Consider the following 20,119-nt stretch of genomic DNA (forward strand, 5'->3'; position numbering starts at 1 on the left):
GAAACGCATGTTTTTCATCAGAAATCGCTGTATTTTGTTCAGAAACGCATGTTTTTCGTCAGAAATCGCTGTATTCTGTTCAGAAACGCATGTTTCTGAATAGAAAACAGAGAGCCTCCCCCAGCCCCTCCAAAGGAGGGGTGCACGAATTGCACGTAAGCTAATCTGCTCCCGTTTCCGCTCCCCCTCCTTTGGAGGGGCCGAGGGAGGCTCTCGTTTCTACTCCCCTCCTTTGGAGGGGCTGGGGGAGGCTCCGATTTTTTTGCAAAATACAGCGATTTCCGCCAAGAAATTGCGATTTATTGGCAGAAAAAATTTGAGCGCGCTGTTTTTTCGATTTATTTATTTGCCCGCGCAGAATTTCTGGAATTCGTTTTGGTATCCGTTGAAGACATTGATGTCGACGGGTCCGTGAATTCCTTTTACTCGGCCGTCGGGCGAGAGCTGCCAGAAGACGAGGCGGACGTCGGGCTTGTATTCGCCGTAGCGCGCTATCCAGATGCGGTAGCGGAGCTTAAGGTCGGGCGCTTGCGGCAGGTAGCGGTTGACGAAAGGCTGGTTGACGTAGAGAATTGGCTTTCGGCCGGTGGCGCGCTCCACAATATGCAGCCATGCCCTTACGGCATGGAACAGCGCGGCGGGACCGCCCATTCGTTTGATTTGCGCGTGGTGTGGTTCGACGTCCAACACGGGTGGGAAGTCGGCAGAGTCGACCGAAGCGTTGCGCAGGAAGTTGCGGGCCTGAAGGGCTGCGGGGGCCGTCGTGAAAAAGTGGTAACTGCCCACTTTGAAGCCTGCGGCCTTGGCGGCGCGATAGTCTTTTTGATAATAAGGGTTGAGCAGCCGTTTGCCCTCGGTGCATTTCAGGTAAACGAAGCTGACGGGATAGTCGACGTGACCCGTGACGCGCTTTTTGCTGATGGTTCCGAGGCTGGTGATGCGCAGCGCGCGCCAATCGATGGCGTAGTATTTGCGGCCTTTGACGTGTTGGTGCTTGGAAACGTCGATGCCGTAGATGCGGTCGCTGGTGTGCGTGATTCGCTCGCCGCGAAAGCGGTCGCTCTTCCATTCGCCGGCTTTCAGACGGTTGTCGGCGGTTATTCCCATGCCGAATCCGTCACGCTGTCCGGCTGTCCAGTGGCCTTCGTAGTAGATGCCGTCTGATTGGTAGACGCCGTAGCCCTGCGGACGGTCGTTGCGGTCGAAAAATCCCGTGTATCGTCCGCCGAGGCTGTCGGTGCGGGTGCCGCTGACGAGCGTGTCGCAGTTCCACGTTCCGTTGTAGAGATTTCCTGCGGCGTCGCGCATGATTCCTTTCCCGTTCCGCTTTCCGTTCCGGATTTCTCCTCGGTAGAGGGTGGAGTTCCGCCTGATGACGCCGTGCGTGAGGCTGCCGCGGGCTGTTTTCTTGATTTTTTCCGTCATGGCCGATAACGCGCCGGGCGTGTCTGTTGTCCATGGCATGATGCTTATCGCTTCCACGCCGTCGGGCGTTTTTCCGTCGTTGGTGCGGAGGAGTAGCTTGTGGTGGGCGCCTCGCGCGACGATGCGACAGGCAGTTTGGGCCGTTTTTCCGTCGGGCGTCTGATAAGTGGCCACGTATCGGTCTGCACGTCTTATCGTGATGTTTGGTTTTTTGGCCATTCGCTCGAGGAGGGCGATGTTCTTGGCCAACGTATCCTTGCGCAGGAGGGCGTTTGTGGTGTATTTTGCGACGATATCGTAGCCCTCGTCCTGCACGCCGTGCACGCGCAGGTAATATTTCAGCTCGGTCAGCAGGTGGCGCAGTTTCGCGAGCTTCAGTTTTTCAGCTCGCAGCTGATTTGTGATTAAAATCGAGGGTGGAATGTCGGCAGTGGCCGGTGTGTGCTCGTCGGGCATGATGGCGATGATGCGGCCGCCGCACGAGGGGTAAATCCAGCTTCGGTTTACCCAGAAGCCGTCGGCGTGGCTGTCGCGCGAACGTATTTTCTGCGCATTCCATGTGAGTTCTTGCAGCAGGGAGTCTTTTCCGATGGCCGCGAAATAGAGTTGGTTTCCTCGCTCGTCGCCGATTTGGTAGTAACGGCAGAGGGTGATTTGCGTGTGTGCCCGAAGCGCGCGCTCGCCATCGTCGGGCCATATCCGATAGGTCAGCCACGCGGCCGCAAGCAGCGCGAGAATGGCTGCGGCCGCTATTGCTCTTCTTCGTTTCATGGTTGCAATTCGCTCGCCTCGGCTATCTTAAATCCACGATTTCGGCCTTCGGGAAGTCCTTGGCCCTGAAGCTGAAGATGGCGTCGCTCAGTCGCTCGGTTTTGAAGTGCGAAATGCTGATGGTGGTCCAGTTCTGCCCTTGTCGGATTTTCACTTTCGAGGGCGTGTGGTCCTTTCCGATGGTGACGAAAAGCTCCTGCAGACTGCGTTGCTTGTTTTGCGCCTGCATGTGGATCAGGTAGGCATTGCCCGCCCTTTTCATTCCCAGCGTATAGCCGGATTTATATAGGGTTATGAACTTGTAGGGGTTCAGCTGTGCCAGCTTGGCTTCGTTTGGGGTGGTCACGCTGACTTCATTTGTGGATTTCATGTAGGTCCATTGCGTCTTCCCGTTGAACCATACCGTCGCTTGCGGCGTGCGCGCATAAAATTTGTTTCCCTTGATGGCAACGTATCCGTGCGTTGTTCCGATGCTTCCGCTGCCGCCACTGATGGTGAAGCTGGCGCTCGCTCCTTCGTGATGGCCAACGACAGCTGCGGTTTTGTCAAGAATTTCCTTTGCTTCTTTTGCATGTTGTGCCATGCCTTGGAGAGAAGCCAATACCATGAGTGAAATGATGATGATTTTTCTCATTTTTCTTCGTTTTTTGTCAGCCAGTATCTCCTTCCGGAGAAAAGTTCATGCAGAAAGTCGCATGTATTTCGTTCCTGAAAAAAAGTTCATGCAGCTGGTCGTGTGTATTTCTTTCCTGAAGAAAAGTTCATGCAGAAAGCTGTATATATTTCTTTCCTGAAGGAAAGTTCATGCAGAAAGTCGACCAATGAAAAGACATGGCGCGAAACTTCAAAATAAACATGAAATCCATCGCCATGTCGTTGTCTGCACAAGTTTCTGTTCAGCCACGCTCTATTTGGCGTAAGCAATAGAGCGCGTCTCGCGGATTACGGTTATTTTTACCTGTCCGGGATAGGTCATTTCGTTTTGTATCTTCGTTGCGATCTCGTCGCTCAGCTTGATACTCTCGTCGTCGTTCATTTTGTCGGCGCCGACAATGACGCGAAGCTCGCGACCGGCCTGGATGGCGTAGGTCTTCGTCACACCCGGATAACTCATGGCGATGGCCTCAAGATCGTTCAAACGTTTGATGTAAGCTTCGACGATTTCGCGGCGCGCTCCAGGACGAGCACCGGAAATGGCATCACATACCTGCACAATCGGAGCAAGCAACGTTGTCATCTCCTCTTCGTCGTGGTGCGCTGCAATCGCATTGCAGATATCAGGTTTCTCCTTATATTTCTCAGCAATCTTCGCACCATACAAAGCGTGCGGCAGTTCATTTTCCTCATCCGGCACCTTACCTATGTCATGGAGCAGGCCTGCGCGCTTGGCTTTCTTGGGATTCAGGCCCAGTTCGCTGGCCATCACGGCACAAAGATTAGCGGTCTCGCGTGCATGCTGCAACAAATTCTGCCCGTAGCTTGAACGATATTTCATCTTGCCGATAATGCGTATGAGTTCTGGGTGCAGGCCATGAATTCCCAAGTCTATGGCCGTCCGCTTCCCGGTTTCAATCACTTCGTTATCGATTTGTTTCTTCACTTTCGCAACGACTTCTTCTATCCGGGCCGGATGAATACGTCCATCGGCAACCAACTGATGGAGCGCCAAGCGACATATTTCCCGACGCACAGGATCAAAGGCACTGATGACAATCGCTTCGGGCGTATCATCAACGACAATCTCAACGCCGGTAGCTGCTTCTAAAGCACGGATATTGCGACCTTCACGTCCAATGATACGTCCTTTGACCTCATCGTTGTCAATATGGAACACGCTCACTGAATTTTCGATGGCGGTTTCTGTTGCTACGCGCTGAATGGTCTGAATGACAATTTTCTTGGCCTGTTGATTGGCATTCAGTTTTGCGTCATCTATAATCTCATTTATATAGCTTGCGGCATCTAATTTTGCCTGATCCTTCAAGCTTTCTACCAGCCTGTTCTTTGCTTCTTCTGCACTTAAGCCAGAGAGTTCCTCGAGTTTGGTTTGTTCTTGCTTCTGCATCTTCTCCAATTCTTGCTGCTTGACGGAGAGCAGCTTTTTTTCATTCTCGATTCGTTGCAGACTTTGGTCTATTTCCATCTTGCGACGTCCCAAATCTTCCTGGCGTTGATTCAGTGAAATCTCACGTTGCTTAAGCCTATTCTCACTCTGATGAATCTTCAAATTACACTGTTGGACTTCTTTCTCAAGTTCGCTTTTCTTATTCAGGAACTTTTCCTTGACTTCCAAAAGCTTCTTTTCCTTAATGACTTCGGCTTCTTTAGCTGCGGCCTCAACCATTTCTTTATATTTTCCTTTCGCTACATAGCGGAAGATAGCATATCCAATGGTAAATCCAACCACAAGTGCAACACATACTATTACAATTGTTATTACGTTCATTATATTGTATTTTTAATCATATTCTCGGTTTCCTGTTTCCCAAACGCTTCTTCTATTTCAGAAGTCAACTTACCGAGAATATTCTTATAAGGTTCGGTATCATTGCGAAAAGCCTCACGCTCATATCGCAAGGCAATATCCATGAGTGCCATATACAGCAAATCCTTGCCGGTTTTGAGTCCTTTGAACTTATCGGCATACTTGTTCACTGTCATGGTTATAAGTTTTGCAGCGTCACGATACAATTTTTCTTCTTCACGAAATATTCTTAATTGAATATCCGTATCATATACCTGCAATCTTATTTTCAGCTTATTTTTATTCTCTTCAGTTATCGCTTCTGTCATTTTTCACTCAGCAGCGTTATACATTTATTGACGTCTCTGATTAAGCTCTGTAAACTCTTTTGTGCCTTCTCCACGTCGCCGTCGGTCACTTCAAGCATTCGGGCCATCTTGAGACTGTTGTAATCATTCTGCATCTGAGTCTGCTGGGCATTAAGCCTTTCTATTTGCGCCTCCCGTTCATTTACCATTGCGTAAAGTTCAGCGTTCCTTTTTATCAAGTCTTTGTATTGAAGGATCATTTGTCTTACGCGAGTGGAAAACAAGGTTAGAGCATCCTCAGTTGCATTCATAAATTAACAATTTGGCTACAAATTTAGCTTAATTAATCGAAATATCCAAATTTTACTTTAATATTTTCCTTCATCGGCATCAAGCCTCCAAACCAAGATAGTCAAGAAAAGTCAATCCGGCTTTCATCTTTACTTCTTGACGTCTTCGGTGCTCGCCGAACGAGGCTCTTTCTTAGCTAACATCACCACTTGATAGATGAAGTCTGTCATCCATTTCTGGCTGAAGCCCAAATGCTTGCTATACTGTCTGACGTTCATTACCGACTTGATTACGCTCGGGTCGCTATAGTCGTTCTTCACAAATAAATTGGCAACCGTTTTCTCCGTCATCGAATAGAGTGCTTTTTTCATAAAGGAAGGAAGACGCAACTTGAACTTCATCAAGTTTCCCATGAGCATCATCAAGTCCTGAGAAAAGCCTTGAAACTGAACCATATAGGGCTGTACGTCTTGTATCTTTCGGCAATTCTTGCGGATACTTTGGTCTATTTCTTTGAAGAAATCATCGTTTATAGCATAGATTTCCTTCATGATTTTCCTGCAATGGTTCTTCTCTCCCAAGCCTAATTTGTTGTTCAATGTCGGCACATGCAGTGTTGCTTTGAACGTGCGCAGGTCGGGTAGCATGCCTAAATTATTGATTCCCAAATTAGCTGCAAGCGAAGCTTCAAAATAAACGCGTATCAATGTCATGAAATCTTCCATTCCACCGACTTTCACTTCTGTTGCTTTCTTTCCAAAAAGGTTTGAAAAAAATCCCATAAATATTGTTTACTAAATGTGTTAGTTCTTATTTTAAGTCTTTGCAAAGATACGACTTTCTGCCCAATAAACCTAATGAAGATGAATTTTTACAGTAGTCGCAAATCTATTTCAGCCATATTGCGTTTCAATCTCAGCCATTTTGCCGCGTAATATAGCTGAGATTGCGCGCTAATATGGCTGAGATTGCATTGCAAAACGGTTGAGATAAGAACACAGAATGACTGTTCCTAATAACTCCTTGCAATGATGACCCGATGCTTGGCCGGCTTCCCGGAAACCATGTCCACGCCTTCTGTCTGTTCATAGGCGAAGGGAACGCAACGTATGGTCGCCTGCGTGTCTTCTTTAATTCGGGCCTCTGTCTCTTCGGTTCCGTCCCAATGGCAGAGGAAGAAGCCGCCATCTTTCACGCGTTCCTTAAATTCTTCGTAGTCATCGCATTCGTAAATGTGAGCATCGCGATAGGTACGGGCCTTCTCAAAGAGATTGTTCTGAATGTCTTCCAGCAGGTTTTGCACGCGTTCCACGATGCCGTCGAAGCTGATGTTCTCCTTTTCCAAGGTGTCACGCCGCATGATTTCTATCGTATTGTTCTCCAAGTCGCGACCGCCCATCACGAGACGCACCGGTATGCCTTTCAGTTCGTAGTCGGCGAACTTGAAACCGGGGCGCTTGTTGTCCGAGTCGTCGTATTTAACGCTGATACCTAAGTCCTGAAGCTTATCGATGATGGGCTGCAACTTGTTGCTGATGGCCTTGAGTTGTTCTTCACCTTTATATATAGGAACAATGACTACTTGTATCGGGGCGAGCTTCGGTGGAAGCACAAGACCGTTGTCGTCGCTGTGAACCATGATGAGGGCACCCATCAATCGCGTGCTTACGCCCCATGAGGTTGCCCATACATATTCGGGTTTGTTCTCTTTATTGAGGAACGTCACGTCGAAACTCTTGGCAAAGTTCTGGCCAAGGAAGTGGCTTGTTCCGCTCTGCAAGGCCTTTCCGTCTTGCATCATGGCCTCGATGGTGTAGGTGTCGAGTGCGCCGGCAAAGCGTTCTGTCTCGCTCTTTACGCCCTGCAACACGGGCACGGCCATCCATTTCTCGGCAAAGTCGGCATAAACCTTGAGCATCTTCTTGGCTTCTTGCTCCGCCTCTTCACACGTGGCATGGGCGGTGTGGCCCTCTTGCCAGAGGAACTCCGATGTGCGTAGGAACGGACGTGTGCGCATTTCCCAGCGCATTACGTTGCACCACTGGTTACACATAATGGGGAGGTCTCGCCATGAATGTATCCATCCCTTGTAAGTATTCCAAATAATAGTTTCGGATGTGGGGCGGATGATGAGCTCTTCGTCGAGTTTTGCAGCCGGGTCTACGACAACATTGTTCCCGTCTTCGCCCGATTTAAGACGATAGTGGGTCACAACGGCGCATTCCTTGGCAAAGCCTTTCACGTGTTCGGCCTCTCGGCTGAGGAAGCTCTTGGGTATCAATAGTGGGAAATAGGCGTTTTGCGCACCGGTTTTCTTGAATTCCTTGTCAAGTTGTTGCTGCATCTTCTCCCAAATGGCATAGCCGTATGGCTTGATAACCATGCAGCCTCGCACGGGAGATTGCTCTGCTAAGTCGGTTTTTACGACCAAATCATTATACCATTGACTGTAATTGTCAGCCCGTTTGGTAAGTTCTTTCAGTTCTTTTGCCATTGCCTTGTATGTAAATATAGTGTAAATTTGCATGCAAAAGTACAAAAAATAGTTGGTATTTGGCATATATTGTTGGAAAAACAATTATCTTTGCACGACATAATAAATTAAAAAAAGAGAGTATTATGAAGAATTTGAAAATGGTAACCGTGGGACTTTGCTTCCTTTCGGTATGTGGTTGTGCAACAAAACAGGGTACAGGAGCTTTGATCGGTGCCGGTGGCGGTAGCGTTTTGGGAGCCATCGTTGGAAAGATTGCTGGTAATGCTGCCGTCGGTGCAGCCATAGGCGGTGCCGTTGGTGCTGGAACTGGAGCCATCATCGGCCGTCATATGGACAAGGTGGCTGCTGAGGCTGCTCGGGTAAAGAATGCCAAAGTTGAAGAGGTGACAGACGCTAACGGTTTGAAGGCCGTGAAAGTGACGTTCGATAGTGGCATTTTGTTTGCAACCAATCAGTCGACGCTGACGGCATCATCTAAGAGCGATCTCGCTAAGTTTTCTACCGTATTGAAGAACAACGCTGACTGCCATGTCGATATTTATGGTCATACCGACTCAACGGGTAACGATGGAATTAACTTGCCTTTGAGTAATAGTCGCGCACAGAGTGTGGTTAACTATCTGAAGAATTGCGGTGTTTCCAATGCACAGTTCCAAAACGTTGTTGGAAAAGGAAGCTCGCAACCTGTTGCCGATAATTCAACGGCTGCAGGTCGTAAGCAGAACCGTCGTGTGGAGGTTTACTTGTATGCTTCTCAAGCGATGGTGAATGCAGCCAAGAACGGAACGCTTTCCGAATAATTAAGATTACTAACGACTAAATTGATGGGAGCACACTACAACAAATGGTGTGCCCCCTTTTTTGCATCAATGAAAACCTTTGTCTGGAAAGCTGTAAGGTGGGGTTTTGCCTTGTTCTTTGCGTCTTCAGTGTTTGCGGTTGTCGTGCTTCGCTTTGTCCCGGTATATTTCACGCCACTTATGTTCATTCGTTGTTTTCAGCAAGTAGGCGAGGGGGAGGGCATGACATTGCACCATCATTGGACACCCTTGGACGAAATCTCTCCGCATCTTCCCGTTGCTGTGATGGCGAGTGAGGACCAGCGTTTCCTTTTGCATCATGGGTTTGATTATGATGCGATTGAAAAAGCGGCCAAACGGAACATGAAAGGTGGTAAGCGCAAGCTCGGTGCAAGTACCATCAGCCAACAGACGGCAAAGAATGTCTTCCTATGGCCCGGACGCTCATGGCTAAGAAAGGGGTTCGAGGTTTATTTTACGGCCTTGATAGAACTTCTATGGAGCAAACAACGCATCATGGAAGTGTATTTGAATTCGATAGAGATGGGCGACGGCATATACGGAGCGGATGCAGTTGCTGAGTACAATTTCGGGAAGAAGGCGATAGACTTGTCTCGGTCTGACTGCGCAACGATTGCAGCAACCTTGCCTAATCCCCGCGAGTTCAGCAGTAAGCGGCCGGGGCCTTATGTTAGAAAGCGAAGGGAACAGATACTTTCTAATATGCGTTTTATGCCAAGTTTTCCGAAAGAAGGAGAGGATTATAATCCCCATACAGCTTCTGGTGGTGTTTATGCTCGTTAATTATAGTGATGGATTTTGAATTGAACGAAGGACAGAGGGCTGCCGTCGAATATTGTGACGGCCCGCAGTTGGTTATTGCCGGCGCAGGATCGGGCAAGACGCGCGTGCTGACCTATAAGATTGCTTATCTGATTGATGAAAAGCAATACGAACCATGGAGCATCTTGGCATTGACCTTTACCAATAAGGCGGCAACCGAGATGCGCACACGCATTGCCAAGGTCGTGGGGCAGGACCGCACTCGCTATCTGTATATGGGAACCTTTCATAGCATTTTCTCTCGTATCCTGCGTGTCGAAGCAGAAAAAATCGGCTATACTTCCAAGTTTACGATTTATGATGAGGCCGACAGCCGTTCCCTATTGAAGAGTATCATCAAGGAGATGGGGCTGGACGACAAGGTTTACAAGCCGGCCGGCGTGCATGCTAAAATCAGTATGGCCAAGAACCATCTGATTTTTCCGGAGATGTATGCCAACGACCATGAAGCCTTGCAGCGAGATGCAAGGAGCAGGCAGCCGGAAATCCACAAGATATATCAGGTCTATCAGCAGCGTTGCCAGAAAGCCAATGCCATGGATTTTGACGATTTGCTGGTGCTCACATGGCGATTGTTCAAGGAGAACGATGATATCCGAAAGAAATATGCCGAGCGTTTCAGGTATATCTTGGTTGATGAGTATCAGGACACGAACTATGTGCAGCAATGCATCGTGCTCCAGTTGACGATGGAACAACGGCATGTCTGTGTCGTTGGCGATGATGCCCAAAGCATCTATGGCTTCCGCGGGGCGAACATCGATAACATTCTTGAGTTTCAAAAGATTTATCCCGAGAGCAGACTCTTCAAGCTGGAGCAGAACTACCGTTCGACGCAGCGCATTGTTCAGGCGGCCAACAGTCTGATACGGCACAACGCGCGTCAGATACCCAAAGATGTCTTCAGCCACAACGACGAGGGGGACAAGCTGATTTACAAACCGGTGTATAGCGACAAGGAAGAAGCCGTCGTGGTTTGCCGGCAAATCAAGCATCTACGGCAAAAGGAGAATGGCGGATACAGCGACTTTGCCATATTATACCGCACCAATTCTCAGAGTCGGAGCTTTGAGGAAGAGATGCTCAGGCAGAATATTCCGTATCGTATCTTCGGCGGAATGAGCTTCTATCAGCGCAAGGAAATCAAAGACATCTTGGCTTACTTCCGCATGGTGGCCAATCCCGACGACGAAGAAGCCGTCAAGCGCATCATCAACTATCCTGCACGGGGCATTGGCAACACCACCGTAGCCAAAATAGCCGCATGCGCACAGCTGCAAGGCGTGAGCTTTTGGAGCGTCATCAATTCTCCCGTGAAATATGGGCTGGACGTGAATAACGGCGTCATCGGCAAGTTGCGTTCGTTCGCGGAGCTCATCTCGTCGTTCATCGGCAGAATGCCAACGACAGACGCTTATGAATTGGGCAAGGCCATCATCAAAGAAAGCAAAATCAGTGCAGACATTTTCGGTTCTACAGACCCCGAAGCACTGTCACGGCAAGAAAACATTGAAGAACTGCTGAGCAGTCTGCAGGCATTTGTCGAGGAAAGAAGAGAAACGGGGCGAGATGAATTCACGGGCTTGCCGGATTTCCTGCAAGAAGTTTCCCTGCTTACCGATGTGGAGAGCGGCGACAGCAACGACGGCAACAAGGTCAGCCTGATGACCATTCATGCGGCAAAAGGTTTGGAATTCCCGACGGTCTTCATCGTCGGAATGGAAGAAAACATTTTTCCCAACGCCATGTGCTTGGACAATCCGCGCGAGCTGGAAGAGGAACGTCGGCTCTTTTACGTTGCCATTACGCGTGCCGAAAGGCATTGTATCCTGACGAGCGCGAAGAACAGATGGCGCTTTGGAAAGCTGGAATTCGGAAATCCGAGTCGTTTCCTTTATGAAATCGACCCGCGTTTCATGCAGACAGATGGCGACAGCCCCGCGACAGAAAGGCCCTTCGTGCGTTCTGCTTTCAAACAGGAAGAACAATCTCCCGCCATTCAAACCGCCCATTTGCGACCGATAAAGGTAAGGCAAATTTCTTCGCCCGTTAGCCCTGCGGCCCCCGTGACATCTGCTCCCGACGGACTTCGCGTGGGCAGCGTCATCGAGCATCAGCGCTTCGGCATCGGAACCGTCGCCAATCTTGAGGGAACCGGCGAGAACATGAAAGCCACCGTGTCGTTCAAGAACACCGGTCAGAAGATATTGCTGCTGAAGTTTGCCCGATACACAATCATAGGGTAGGGCTTTCTTTTCCATCCCTTTTCGCCTTGCGGTTTTTCCGCTTCTGCATGCTGAGAAATTTCCTCCCGCATGCCGTGAAATTTTCTCCCGTATATAAATTTATTTTCTCCCGCAAAGAAATTTATTTTCATACGGGAGAAAATTTATTTCTTCCCGCAAGAAAATTTTCTTCCTCCCGTATGCTGAAAAACTTTCTACCGTATGCCATAAAATTTTCATCCGTATGAAACTTTAGTTTCATCCGTATGAAACTACAGTTCCAACCGTATGAAACTCTATTTTCATCCGTATGAAAATATTTTTTCTCCCGCATGCCGTGGAATTTTCTACCGTAAAGAAATTTATTTCCATGCGGGAGAAAATTTATTTCTTCCCGCAAGGAAATTCATGGCCGTGCGGAAGTCCGAAAATAGGGAACTCTGACCGTTTCAGGTTGACTTGGTCGATTATAAACAAAAAAAGTATGCCCGTGCAAGGCATACTTTATAGTGTCATTTCAAACATGTAAATTTAATATTCCTCTTCGTCGCCCATCTCCGAGGCCTCCAATTCGAGCGTCTCTGGGTCTTCATCATAGGTGGTGCGATAGCTTTCTTCTGTCAGTTTGTCCTCGTCGAAGGTGTCGTCGTCGTCATCTTCGTCGGGCTCATTGTAATGGTCCTCCACGACAACGTCTTCTTCTTCCTCTTCTTCCTCCGTGCTGTCTTGGGGCGTCTCTTCCTTTTCAGGCATTTCTTTGGGTTCGAACTTCGCCTTCGGACTCTCTTCTGTCTTGGGTTTTTCTTTTGCGAAGATGGCCTCGACCCACGTTCCCTTGGCTATTTCGAGCACCTCGTAGCCGTCGTGCACTTTCTTCTCGTACATGCCGCCCGGCTTGTGAAGACGGTCTTTCGGCAGGGTGGTGGTGCTGATATCGAAACCCCGCTCGATGATGTCTTGTACGCTTTGCGACAGACTCTCCCAGCCGCCGCCGAAGTTCCGCTCGATGACCTCAAGCAGTTTGGCCGCCGAAATGTGGCGTATGTTCTCGTAGGTGAGGTCGGTGACGCGCAGAATGGGCCGCTTCTTGATGGCCCATTTGACTTTTGCGTTGTCGTCTATCTTGACAAGCCCCACTTTGAAGCCGCGCGCTTCATATTTGGAGACGACTTCGGGACGGTCGACTTTGATTTCCTCGATATCGAACGCGCTTCTGATGATGTCCGCATAATGGCGCACATTATCTTTCAAATCGGATTCCTTCTCGGCAGCCTCCCATATCCGAAAGACATCGTTTTCTTGAATGTCCCAGACATTGCTCTTGTTGAGCGTCTTCAGCGTTAATGCTTTTTGTTGTCTCATATCCATTGTTTTCTTTGCTGCAAAAGTATATACTTTGCATCATATCCACAAACTTTTAGCATAGATTTTTTTGCCATATCATGCGAAATCTTTATTTTTGCACGTAAGTTATGAGCGAACCTTTAGCTGAAAGAATGCGTCCTCGCACGCTCGATGAATATGTTGGTCAGCAACATCTTGTCGGAGCGGGTGGAGTCCTGCGTAAGATGATAGACGCAGGGCGCATTTCTTCCTTTATCCTGTGGGGACCACCGGGAGTGGGGAAAACGACTCTGGCACAAATTATCGCCAATAAACTGCAGACACCTTTCTATACGCTGAGCGCAGTGACAAGCGGTGTGAAAGACGTGCGCGAAGTGATTGAAAAGGCAAAGGGTAATCGTTTCTTCAATAGTGCTTCTCCGATACTTTTCATAGATGAGATTCATCGTTTCAGCAAGTCGCAACAGGACTCTCTGTTGGGAGCCGTCGAGCGTGGCATTGTCACGTTGATAGGAGCAACGACCGAGAATCCTTCTTTCGAGGTTATTCGGCCATTGCTTTCCCGTTGCCAGCTTTATGTGTTGAAATCCCTTGAAAAGGAGGATTTGCTCCGGCTTGTCAACAGGGCAATCTCCACGGATGTGGAACTGAAGAAAAAGCATATCGAACTGAAAGAGAGTGGGGCACTTTTGCGATATAGCGGGGGCGATGCCCGAAAGCTGCTGAACATTCTTGATTTGGTGGTCGAAGCAGCCGGCGACGACGTCGTTATCACAGACGAACTTGTCGAAAGCCGCTTGCAAACTAATCCTTTAGCCTATGATAAAGACGGAGAGATGCACTATGACATCATTTCGGCCTTCATCAAAAGCATTCGCGGCAGCGACCCCGACGCCGCACTCTATTGGCTGGCAAGGATGATAGCGGGAGGAGAAGACCCGCAGTTCATCGCCCGGCGTCTTGTCATCAGTGCCGCCGAAGACGTGGGCTTGGCCAATCCGAATGCGCTGTTGCTGGCCAATGCAGCCTTTGATGCCGTGATGAAGATAGGGTGGCCTGAGGGAAGGATACCCTTGGCGGAAGCCACGGTTTATTTGGCAACCAGCCCCAAAAGCAACTCGGCCTATCTGGGCGTAGATGCCGCGCTGGCTAAGGTGCGCGAGACGGGCAACCTATCTGTTCCGCTTCCATTGCGGAATGCGCCAACCAAGCTGATGGCCGAGCTGGGCTATCATGACGGCTACAAATATCCTCACGACTATCCCGGTCATTTCACGGCGCAGCAATACCTGCCCGACGAGTTGAAAGACGCTCGCTTCTGGTTCGGTCAACACAGCGCTGCCGAGGAGAAGCTGAACAAGCAGATGAAAGACTGCTGGGGAGACAGATTTAAGGAATAAACCTTTGACGTATCGAAAATATGAAGATCGTAGAATTAGACGGATATGCAGCGAATCCCGGCGATTTAAGTTGGGACGCATTGAGAGAACTGGGTGATTTCGAACTTTATGACCGTTCGGCCCCGGAAGAAGTGGTCGAAAGGGCCAAAGACGCAGACATTATTCTCGTCAACAAGGTGAATATCACGAAAGAAGTGATGGACCGGCTGCCGAAGTTGAAATACATCGGCATCTTGGCTACGGGATACAATGTCGTCGACATTGTTGCTGCCAAGGCGCGCGGCATCGTTGTATCGAATGTTCCGGCATACAGTACCGACAGTGTGGCGCAGACGACCTTTGCCCACATACTGAACATGACAAACCGCATCGCGCACTATGCCCGGCTCAATCGCGAGGGAAAGTGGAGCAGGAGCACCGATTTCTGTTATTGGGACACGCCGCTTCCTGAACTCAGCGGAAAGACACTGGGCATCGTGGGCTTGGGAAACATCGGCTGCAAGGTGGCGCGCATCGCACTTGACTTCGGCATGGACGTCTTTGCCTACACCAGCAAGAACGCCGCCGATTTGCAGGAAGGGATACAAAAGACGACACTTGACGGACTGTTTGCCATCAGCGACGTGCTCACCCTGCATTGCCCACTGACGCCCGACACGCGAGAACTGATCAACAAAGCATCGCTGAAGAAGATGAAACGGGGGGCCTTGCTGGTCAACACCGGGCGCGGCCCTTTGGTGAACGAAGCCGACGTCGCCGAGGCATTGAAGTCGGGCAAGCTGGGCGGCTACGGTGCAGACGTCATGTGCAGCGAACCGCCAAGTGCCGACAATCCACTCTTCAAGCAGCCGAACGCTTTCATCACCCCGCACATTGCATGGGCGACGAAAGAAGCGCGCGCTCGCTTGCTTGCCACTTGCATAGAAAACATCAAGGCATTCATCGACGGTCACCCGCAGAATGTCGTGAACGCATAAAAGGAAGACGATGATTAATTCCAATCCAGAAGTTGCCCACACCGTCCAGCAGTTAATCGAATTCATCGGCACCTTTGCTTTTGCTATATCCGGCATACGCATGGCCGCAGCCAAGCATTTCGATTGGTTCGGCGGCTTTGTCTGTGGTTTCGCGGTTGCAATAGGTGGCGGAACGATTCGCGACGTGATGCTCGGCGCCACTCCCTTTTGGATGACCTCGAGCATCTATGTCGTCTGCACAGTCTTCGCCCTGCTGGTTGTCATTCTGTTTGCAAAGTCGCTCAACCGCATGGAGAATGCATGGCTCGTGTTCGATACCTTCGGGCTGGCCCTCTTCACGATAGCCGGCCTGCAGAAGACATTGTTGTATGAACATTCCTTTTGGGTGGCCATCATCATGGGGTGCATCACGGGAGCGGCCGGTGGCATTATCCGCGATGTACTCCTGAACCAAGAGCCTGTCATCTTCCGGAAAGACATCTATGCCATGGCCAGCGTGGCAGGCGGGCTGGTCTATTGGCTTCTCACGCTGGCGGGGCTGAACGTCGGCCTGTCGTCCATCACCACATTCCTTGTCATTTGCCTCATTCGCTTCCTTGCCGTGAGGTATCATATCTCTCTCCCCATTCTCAGAGACGAAAAGAGGAACTAAACCGTACTTCCTATTGGGAATGCAATCGTCTTCCCATTGGGAATACAATCGTCTTCCCATTGGGAATACAATCGTCTTCCCATTGGGAATGCAATCGTCTTCCCATTGGGAATGCAATCATACCTCCATTGGAAGTACAACTCGACCTCCATTGGAGGTATAATCACGATGCACAGATTATAATATGACATTATATAGCCTGTTTATGTGATAGTTTTAATGGGATTATAAAACATTTCGTAATAAAATATTCGGAGATTGCGCTTTTTTCATTACCTTTGCATCATTGTAGGGCGACAAGGCGTTCTTTGTCGCTCCGTTGAGTTGAAGAGAAGAAGTAAACAGAAGAAATTTATGAAGCATCAGTTAAGAAGTTCTGTTTGCACGGAAGGCCGAAGAATGGCAGGTGCAAGAGCACTTTGGGTGGCAGCAGGCATGAAACGCGAGCAGTTTGGCAAACCCATCATCGCTATCGTGAACAGCTTTACGCAGTTTGTGCCCGGGCATACGCACCTACATGAAATCGGACAGATCGTAAAGCAAGAGATAGAACAAGCGGGCTGCTATGCCGCAGAGTTCAATACGATAGCCGTCGACGACGGCATTGCGATGGGACACGACGGCATGCTCTATTCACTTCCCTCGCGCGATATCATTGCCGACTCGGTGGAATACATGGTGAATGCCCACAAGGCCGACGCGATGATTTGCATATCCAACTGCGACAAGGTGACGCCGGGCATGCTCATGGCTTCGATGCGCTTGAACATTCCGACCGTGTTCTGCTCGGGAGGACCGATGGAGGCGGGAAGATGGCGCGGCGAGAATGCCGACCTTGTCACGGCCATGGTCAAAGGGGCCGATGCTTCTGTCAGCGACGAGGAGATGGCAGAGATAGAAAGCCGTGCCTGTCCGGGCTGCGGCAGCTGTTCGGGCATGTTCACGGCCAACTCGATGAACTCGCTCGCCGAAGCCATCGGCCTTGCACTGCCGGGCAACGGAACGATATTGGCTACCCATAAGAACCGCATTCGGCTGTTCAAAGATGCGGCCCGACAAATCGTCAGGAATGCCCGTGCCTATTATGAAGACGGAGACGAGAGCGTGCTCCCGCGAAGCATTGCCACGCGCGAGGCCTTCCTCAATGCCATGACCTTGGACATTGCCATGGGCGGAAGCACGAACACGGTGCTCCACTTGCTGGCCATAGCACAGGAAGCTGGGGTTGATTTCAAGATGAGCGACATCGACCGATTGAGTCGGCGTGTGCCATGCCTCTGTATGCTTGCGCCCAATACGCAGAAGTACAGCGTGCAGGAATGCAACCGTGCGGGCGGGATACTCGGCATCATGGACGAGCTGGACAAAGGTGAATTGATTGAAGGCAAGACGAAACGTGTGGACGGTCTGACGCTTGCCGAAGCGATGGAGAAATACAGGATAACGGTTGACCATCCCGATGCCGAGGCCGACCGTATTTATCACAGTGCGCCCGGCCGCCGCTTCTCCACGCAGATGGGGAGCCAAGACGCGCAGTGGGAGCAGCTCGACACTGACCGCGAGAAGGGCTGCATCAGAAGTCTTGAATATGCTTATACAAAAGACGGCGGACTCGGTGTGCTCTTCGGAAACATCGCACAAGACGGCTGCGTGGTCAAGACGGCCGGCGTAGACCCGTCGTTGTGGAAGTTCTGCGGTCCGGCCGTGGTGTTCGACAGTCAGGAAGCGGCCTGCGAGGGCATCTTGAACGGCAGCGTAAAAAAGGGCGATTGCGTCGTCATTACACACGAAGGTCCGAAAGGCGGGCCGGGCATGCAGGAGATGCTTTATCCCACGTCGTATATAAAAAGCATGCACATGGGCAAGGAGTGCGCTCTGATTACCGACGGACGCTTTTCGGGCGGAACGTCGGGACTGAGTATCGGGCACATCTCTCCCGAAGCTGCCGCGGGCGGCAATATCGGGAAGATAAAAGACGGTGATATCATCGAGATAGACATTCCGAACCGCAGCATCAACGTGAGGCTCTCTGATGAGGAACTTGCCGCCCGAACGCCGCGGCCTTTGGAGCGCAAGCGTGTGGTGAGCAAGGCCCTGCGTGCCTATGCACAGCATGTCAGTTCGGCAGACAAGGGGGGCGTGAGACTGATAGATTGATACCCTGCTGCAGGGTGTAATCCTACCCAGCGGTGAAGTGCGACCGTACCCAGCTGCTGGGTATGACGCTACCCAGCAGTTGGGTGCAACCCGACCCAGCAGTAGGGTACACCGCTACCCAGCAGCTGGGTATGGCGGCACCCTGCGAATAGGTATAAAATAAGGTGTAACAGGGGTAAGACTCTATATATTTAATGTACGCGAAAGAATGAGTAAAGAAGTTATTACAGGTTCAGAAGCATTGATGCGCGCACTGCATAACGAGGGGGTGAAGACCATCTTCGGTTATCCGGGCGGTGCCATCATGCCGGTGTTTGATGCACTCTACGACTACACGAGGGGAGAGACGAAATGGTTCGACCACGTTCTGGTGCGCCATGAGCAGGCGGCGGCCCATGCGGCCGAGGGCTATGCACGAGTCAGTGGCGAAGTCGGTGTGTGTCTTGTAACCAGCGGCCCCGGTGCCACGAACACATTGACGGGCGTGGCAGATGCCATGATGGACTCAACGCCCATCGTTGTGATTGCCGGGCAGGTGAGCATCGGTGCGCTGGGCTCTGATGCCTTTCAGGAAGTAGACCTTGTGGGTGTGGCGCAGCCCATCACCAAGTGGGCCTATCAGATACGTCGCCCGGAGGATATAGCGTGGGCCGTCAGTCAGGCCTTCTATATTGCACGCTCGGGACGTCCCGGCCCCGTAGTGCTCGACCTTCCGAAGAATTCGCAGACGCATACGTGCGAATGGGAAGAGGCGAAGGTCAGCTATGTGAGGTCTTATAATCCTTATCCGAAGTTGGATGATAAGGCGATAGAACAGGCTGCCAAACTCATCAACGAGGCCGAGCGACCGTTTGCACTGGTGGGGCAGGGCGTAGAGCTGGGCAATGCACACAGCGAATTGCTCGAGTTCCTTGAGAAGGCCGATATCCCTGCCGGGCGCACGTTGCTCGGCTTGTCTGCCCTCGTCTCAGACCATCCCTTGAACATGGGCATGCTCGGCATGCACGGAAGCTATGCCGCGAACATGAAGACGCAGGAGTGCGACGTGCTCATCGCCATCGGCATGCGTTTCAGCGACCGCGTGACGGGGCTTCCTTCTACGTATGCCAAGCAGGCCAAGATTGTTCATTTGGACATTGATGCCTCTGAGATAGACAAGAACATCAAGACGGATGTGGCCGTGTTGGGCGACTGCAAACAGAGCCTGCCCGCCATTACAAGGCTGTTGCGGAAGAATAATCATCAGTCTTGGATTGCTTCTTTCAAGCAATATGCCGATATGGAAGACGAGCGGGTCATTCAAAAGGATATCCATCCTGCAGACGGACCGTTGTTGATGGGCGAAGTGACGAATGTTGTTGCCGAAGTGACAAAAGGAAATGCCGTATTGGTGAACGATGTAGGGCAGAACCAGATGATATCGAGTCGCTATTTCAAGTTCAATAAGAAGCGTTCTATTGTCACCAGTGGTGGCTTCGGGACGATGGGGTTCGGTTTGCCTGCCGCCATCGGTGCATGCTTTGGCACACCTGACCGCACGGTCTGTTGCTTCTTCGGTGATGGCGGCTTCCAGATGAGTATTCAGGAACTGGGAACGATAATGGAGCAGCAGACTCCCGTAAAAATGATATTGCTGAACAACAATTATCTCGGCAACGTGCGTCAGTGGCAGGACTTGATGTTCAAGGGTCGCCATTCTTTCACGGACATGCTGAACCCCTGTTATGGGGATATTGCCAAGGGGTATGGCATTCCTTACGATAGGGTCATCGACCGGAACGACTTGCGGGCAAAGATAGAAAAGATGATTTCTACCGAAGGACCTTATCTTTTGGAGTGCGCCATCAAGCCGGATGAGGATATCGTTCCGATGACCATGCCGGGCAAAAGCGTTGATGAAATGCTGTTGGAGCTGGACTATTGAGAGAGTGGTTCCCCAATTTATGAAATCTTATTGGTAAATAG

The 20,119-nt window shown here is 50.5% G+C and carries 17 protein-coding genes; 8 read left to right on the plus strand and 9 right to left on the minus strand.

Going from position 1 to position 20,119, the window contains the following annotated elements:
- Positions 1-342: 342 nt before the first annotated feature.
- The 7 genes from HMPREF9944_RS13395 to proS all read right to left on the minus strand — a co-directional run bounded on the left by HMPREF9944_RS13395 (position 343) and on the right by proS (position 7,753).
- On the minus strand, positions 343-2,196 hold the full coding sequence (locus tag HMPREF9944_RS13395) for a GH25 family lysozyme (protein ID WP_008566442.1): 1,854 nt from the start codon (positions 2,194-2,196) through the stop codon (positions 343-345).
- A 22-nt stretch (positions 2,197-2,218) separates the two neighbouring features.
- Entirely contained in the window at positions 2,219-2,830 is a 612-nt protein-coding gene (locus HMPREF9944_RS11280) for a LolA-like putative outer membrane lipoprotein chaperone (protein WP_008566443.1), read from the minus strand.
- 273 nt (positions 2,831-3,103) lie between these two features.
- Positions 3,104-4,642, minus strand: coding sequence for a ribonuclease Y (gene rny, locus HMPREF9944_RS11285; protein ID WP_008566444.1), 1,539 nt, complete (start codon positions 4,640-4,642; stop codon positions 3,104-3,106).
- Positions 4,642-4,989 carry a cell division protein ZapA gene (locus tag HMPREF9944_RS11290; protein ID WP_008566445.1) on the minus strand — a complete coding sequence of 116 codons (348 nt, stop codon included), beginning with the start codon at positions 4,987-4,989 and terminating at the stop codon, positions 4,642-4,644. Before HMPREF9944_RS11290 ends, rny begins: the two co-directional genes overlap by 1 nt.
- Positions 4,986-5,279, minus strand: coding sequence for a hypothetical protein (locus HMPREF9944_RS11295; RefSeq protein WP_008566446.1), 294 nt, complete (start codon positions 5,277-5,279; stop codon positions 4,986-4,988). Before HMPREF9944_RS11295 ends, HMPREF9944_RS11290 begins: the two co-directional genes overlap by 4 nt.
- A gap of 129 nt (positions 5,280-5,408) precedes the next feature.
- A complete protein-coding gene (locus HMPREF9944_RS11300; protein WP_008566447.1) occupies positions 5,409-6,041 on the minus strand; it encodes a hypothetical protein in 633 nt (210 codons plus the stop codon).
- Between the two features lie 230 nt (positions 6,042-6,271).
- Complete coding sequence (gene proS / locus HMPREF9944_RS11305; RefSeq protein ID WP_044113695.1) at positions 6,272-7,753, minus strand: proline--tRNA ligase; 1,482 nt, start codon at positions 7,751-7,753, stop codon at positions 6,272-6,274.
- Positions 7,754-7,878: 125 nt separating this feature from the next.
- On the opposite strand from proS, the gene HMPREF9944_RS11310 reads away from it, so the two are divergent.
- From HMPREF9944_RS11310 to HMPREF9944_RS11320, 3 genes are all read left to right on the plus strand, one after another.
- A complete protein-coding gene (locus HMPREF9944_RS11310) occupies positions 7,879-8,556 on the plus strand; it encodes an OmpA family protein (protein ID WP_008566450.1) in 678 nt (225 codons plus the stop codon).
- A 69-nt stretch (positions 8,557-8,625) separates the two neighbouring features.
- Positions 8,626-9,360, plus strand: a complete 735-nt coding sequence (gene mtgA / locus HMPREF9944_RS11315) for a monofunctional biosynthetic peptidoglycan transglycosylase (protein ID WP_044113696.1) — start codon at positions 8,626-8,628, stop codon at positions 9,358-9,360.
- An 8-nt stretch (positions 9,361-9,368) separates the two neighbouring features.
- On the plus strand, positions 9,369-11,645 hold the full coding sequence (locus tag HMPREF9944_RS11320) for an ATP-dependent helicase (RefSeq protein ID WP_008566453.1): 2,277 nt from the start codon (positions 9,369-9,371) through the stop codon (positions 11,643-11,645).
- Positions 11,646-12,155: 510 nt separating this feature from the next.
- Here the strand turns inward: HMPREF9944_RS11320 and HMPREF9944_RS11330 are convergent.
- Positions 12,156-12,986: a hypothetical protein gene (locus HMPREF9944_RS11330; protein WP_008566455.1), complete on the minus strand. Its 831-nt coding sequence runs from the start codon at positions 12,984-12,986 to the stop codon at positions 12,156-12,158.
- 110 nt (positions 12,987-13,096) lie between these two features.
- Here HMPREF9944_RS11330 and HMPREF9944_RS11335 point away from each other — a divergent pair, with 110 nt between their 5' ends.
- The 3 genes from HMPREF9944_RS11335 to HMPREF9944_RS11345 are packed head-to-tail and all read left to right on the plus strand — an operon-like array spanning position 13,097 to position 15,997.
- A complete protein-coding gene (locus tag HMPREF9944_RS11335) occupies positions 13,097-14,368 on the plus strand; it encodes a replication-associated recombination protein A (RefSeq protein ID WP_008566456.1) in 1,272 nt (423 codons plus the stop codon).
- Between the two features lie 20 nt (positions 14,369-14,388).
- The gene (locus HMPREF9944_RS11340) at positions 14,389-15,345 is read left to right on the plus strand and encodes a D-2-hydroxyacid dehydrogenase (RefSeq protein ID WP_008566457.1); all 957 of its coding nucleotides are present in this window, start codon (positions 14,389-14,391) and stop codon (positions 15,343-15,345) included.
- A 10-nt stretch (positions 15,346-15,355) separates the two neighbouring features.
- Positions 15,356-15,997: a trimeric intracellular cation channel family protein gene (locus tag HMPREF9944_RS11345; protein WP_008566458.1), complete on the plus strand. Its 642-nt coding sequence runs from the start codon at positions 15,356-15,358 to the stop codon at positions 15,995-15,997.
- Here HMPREF9944_RS11345 and HMPREF9944_RS13145 read toward each other — a convergent pair.
- A complete protein-coding gene (locus HMPREF9944_RS13145; protein ID WP_008566459.1) occupies positions 15,994-16,188 on the minus strand; it encodes a hypothetical protein in 195 nt (64 codons plus the stop codon). The two genes, HMPREF9944_RS11345 and HMPREF9944_RS13145, sit on opposite strands and share 4 nt — an antisense overlap.
- Before the next feature lie 163 nt (positions 16,189-16,351).
- Between HMPREF9944_RS13145 and ilvD the strand changes: the two genes are divergently transcribed.
- Positions 16,352-18,154 carry a dihydroxy-acid dehydratase gene (gene ilvD / locus HMPREF9944_RS11350; protein ID WP_044113709.1) on the plus strand — a complete coding sequence of 601 codons (1,803 nt, stop codon included), beginning with the start codon at positions 16,352-16,354 and terminating at the stop codon, positions 18,152-18,154.
- A 208-nt stretch (positions 18,155-18,362) separates the two neighbouring features.
- The gene (gene ilvB, locus HMPREF9944_RS11355) at positions 18,363-20,078 is read left to right on the plus strand and encodes a biosynthetic-type acetolactate synthase large subunit (protein WP_008566461.1); all 1,716 of its coding nucleotides are present in this window, start codon (positions 18,363-18,365) and stop codon (positions 20,076-20,078) included.
- Positions 20,079-20,119 lie beyond the last annotated feature (41 nt).

It is taken from the genome of Segatella maculosa OT 289 (genome assembly GCF_000243015.1).
Lineage (GTDB): Bacteria > Bacteroidota > Bacteroidia > Bacteroidales > Bacteroidaceae > Prevotella > Prevotella maculosa.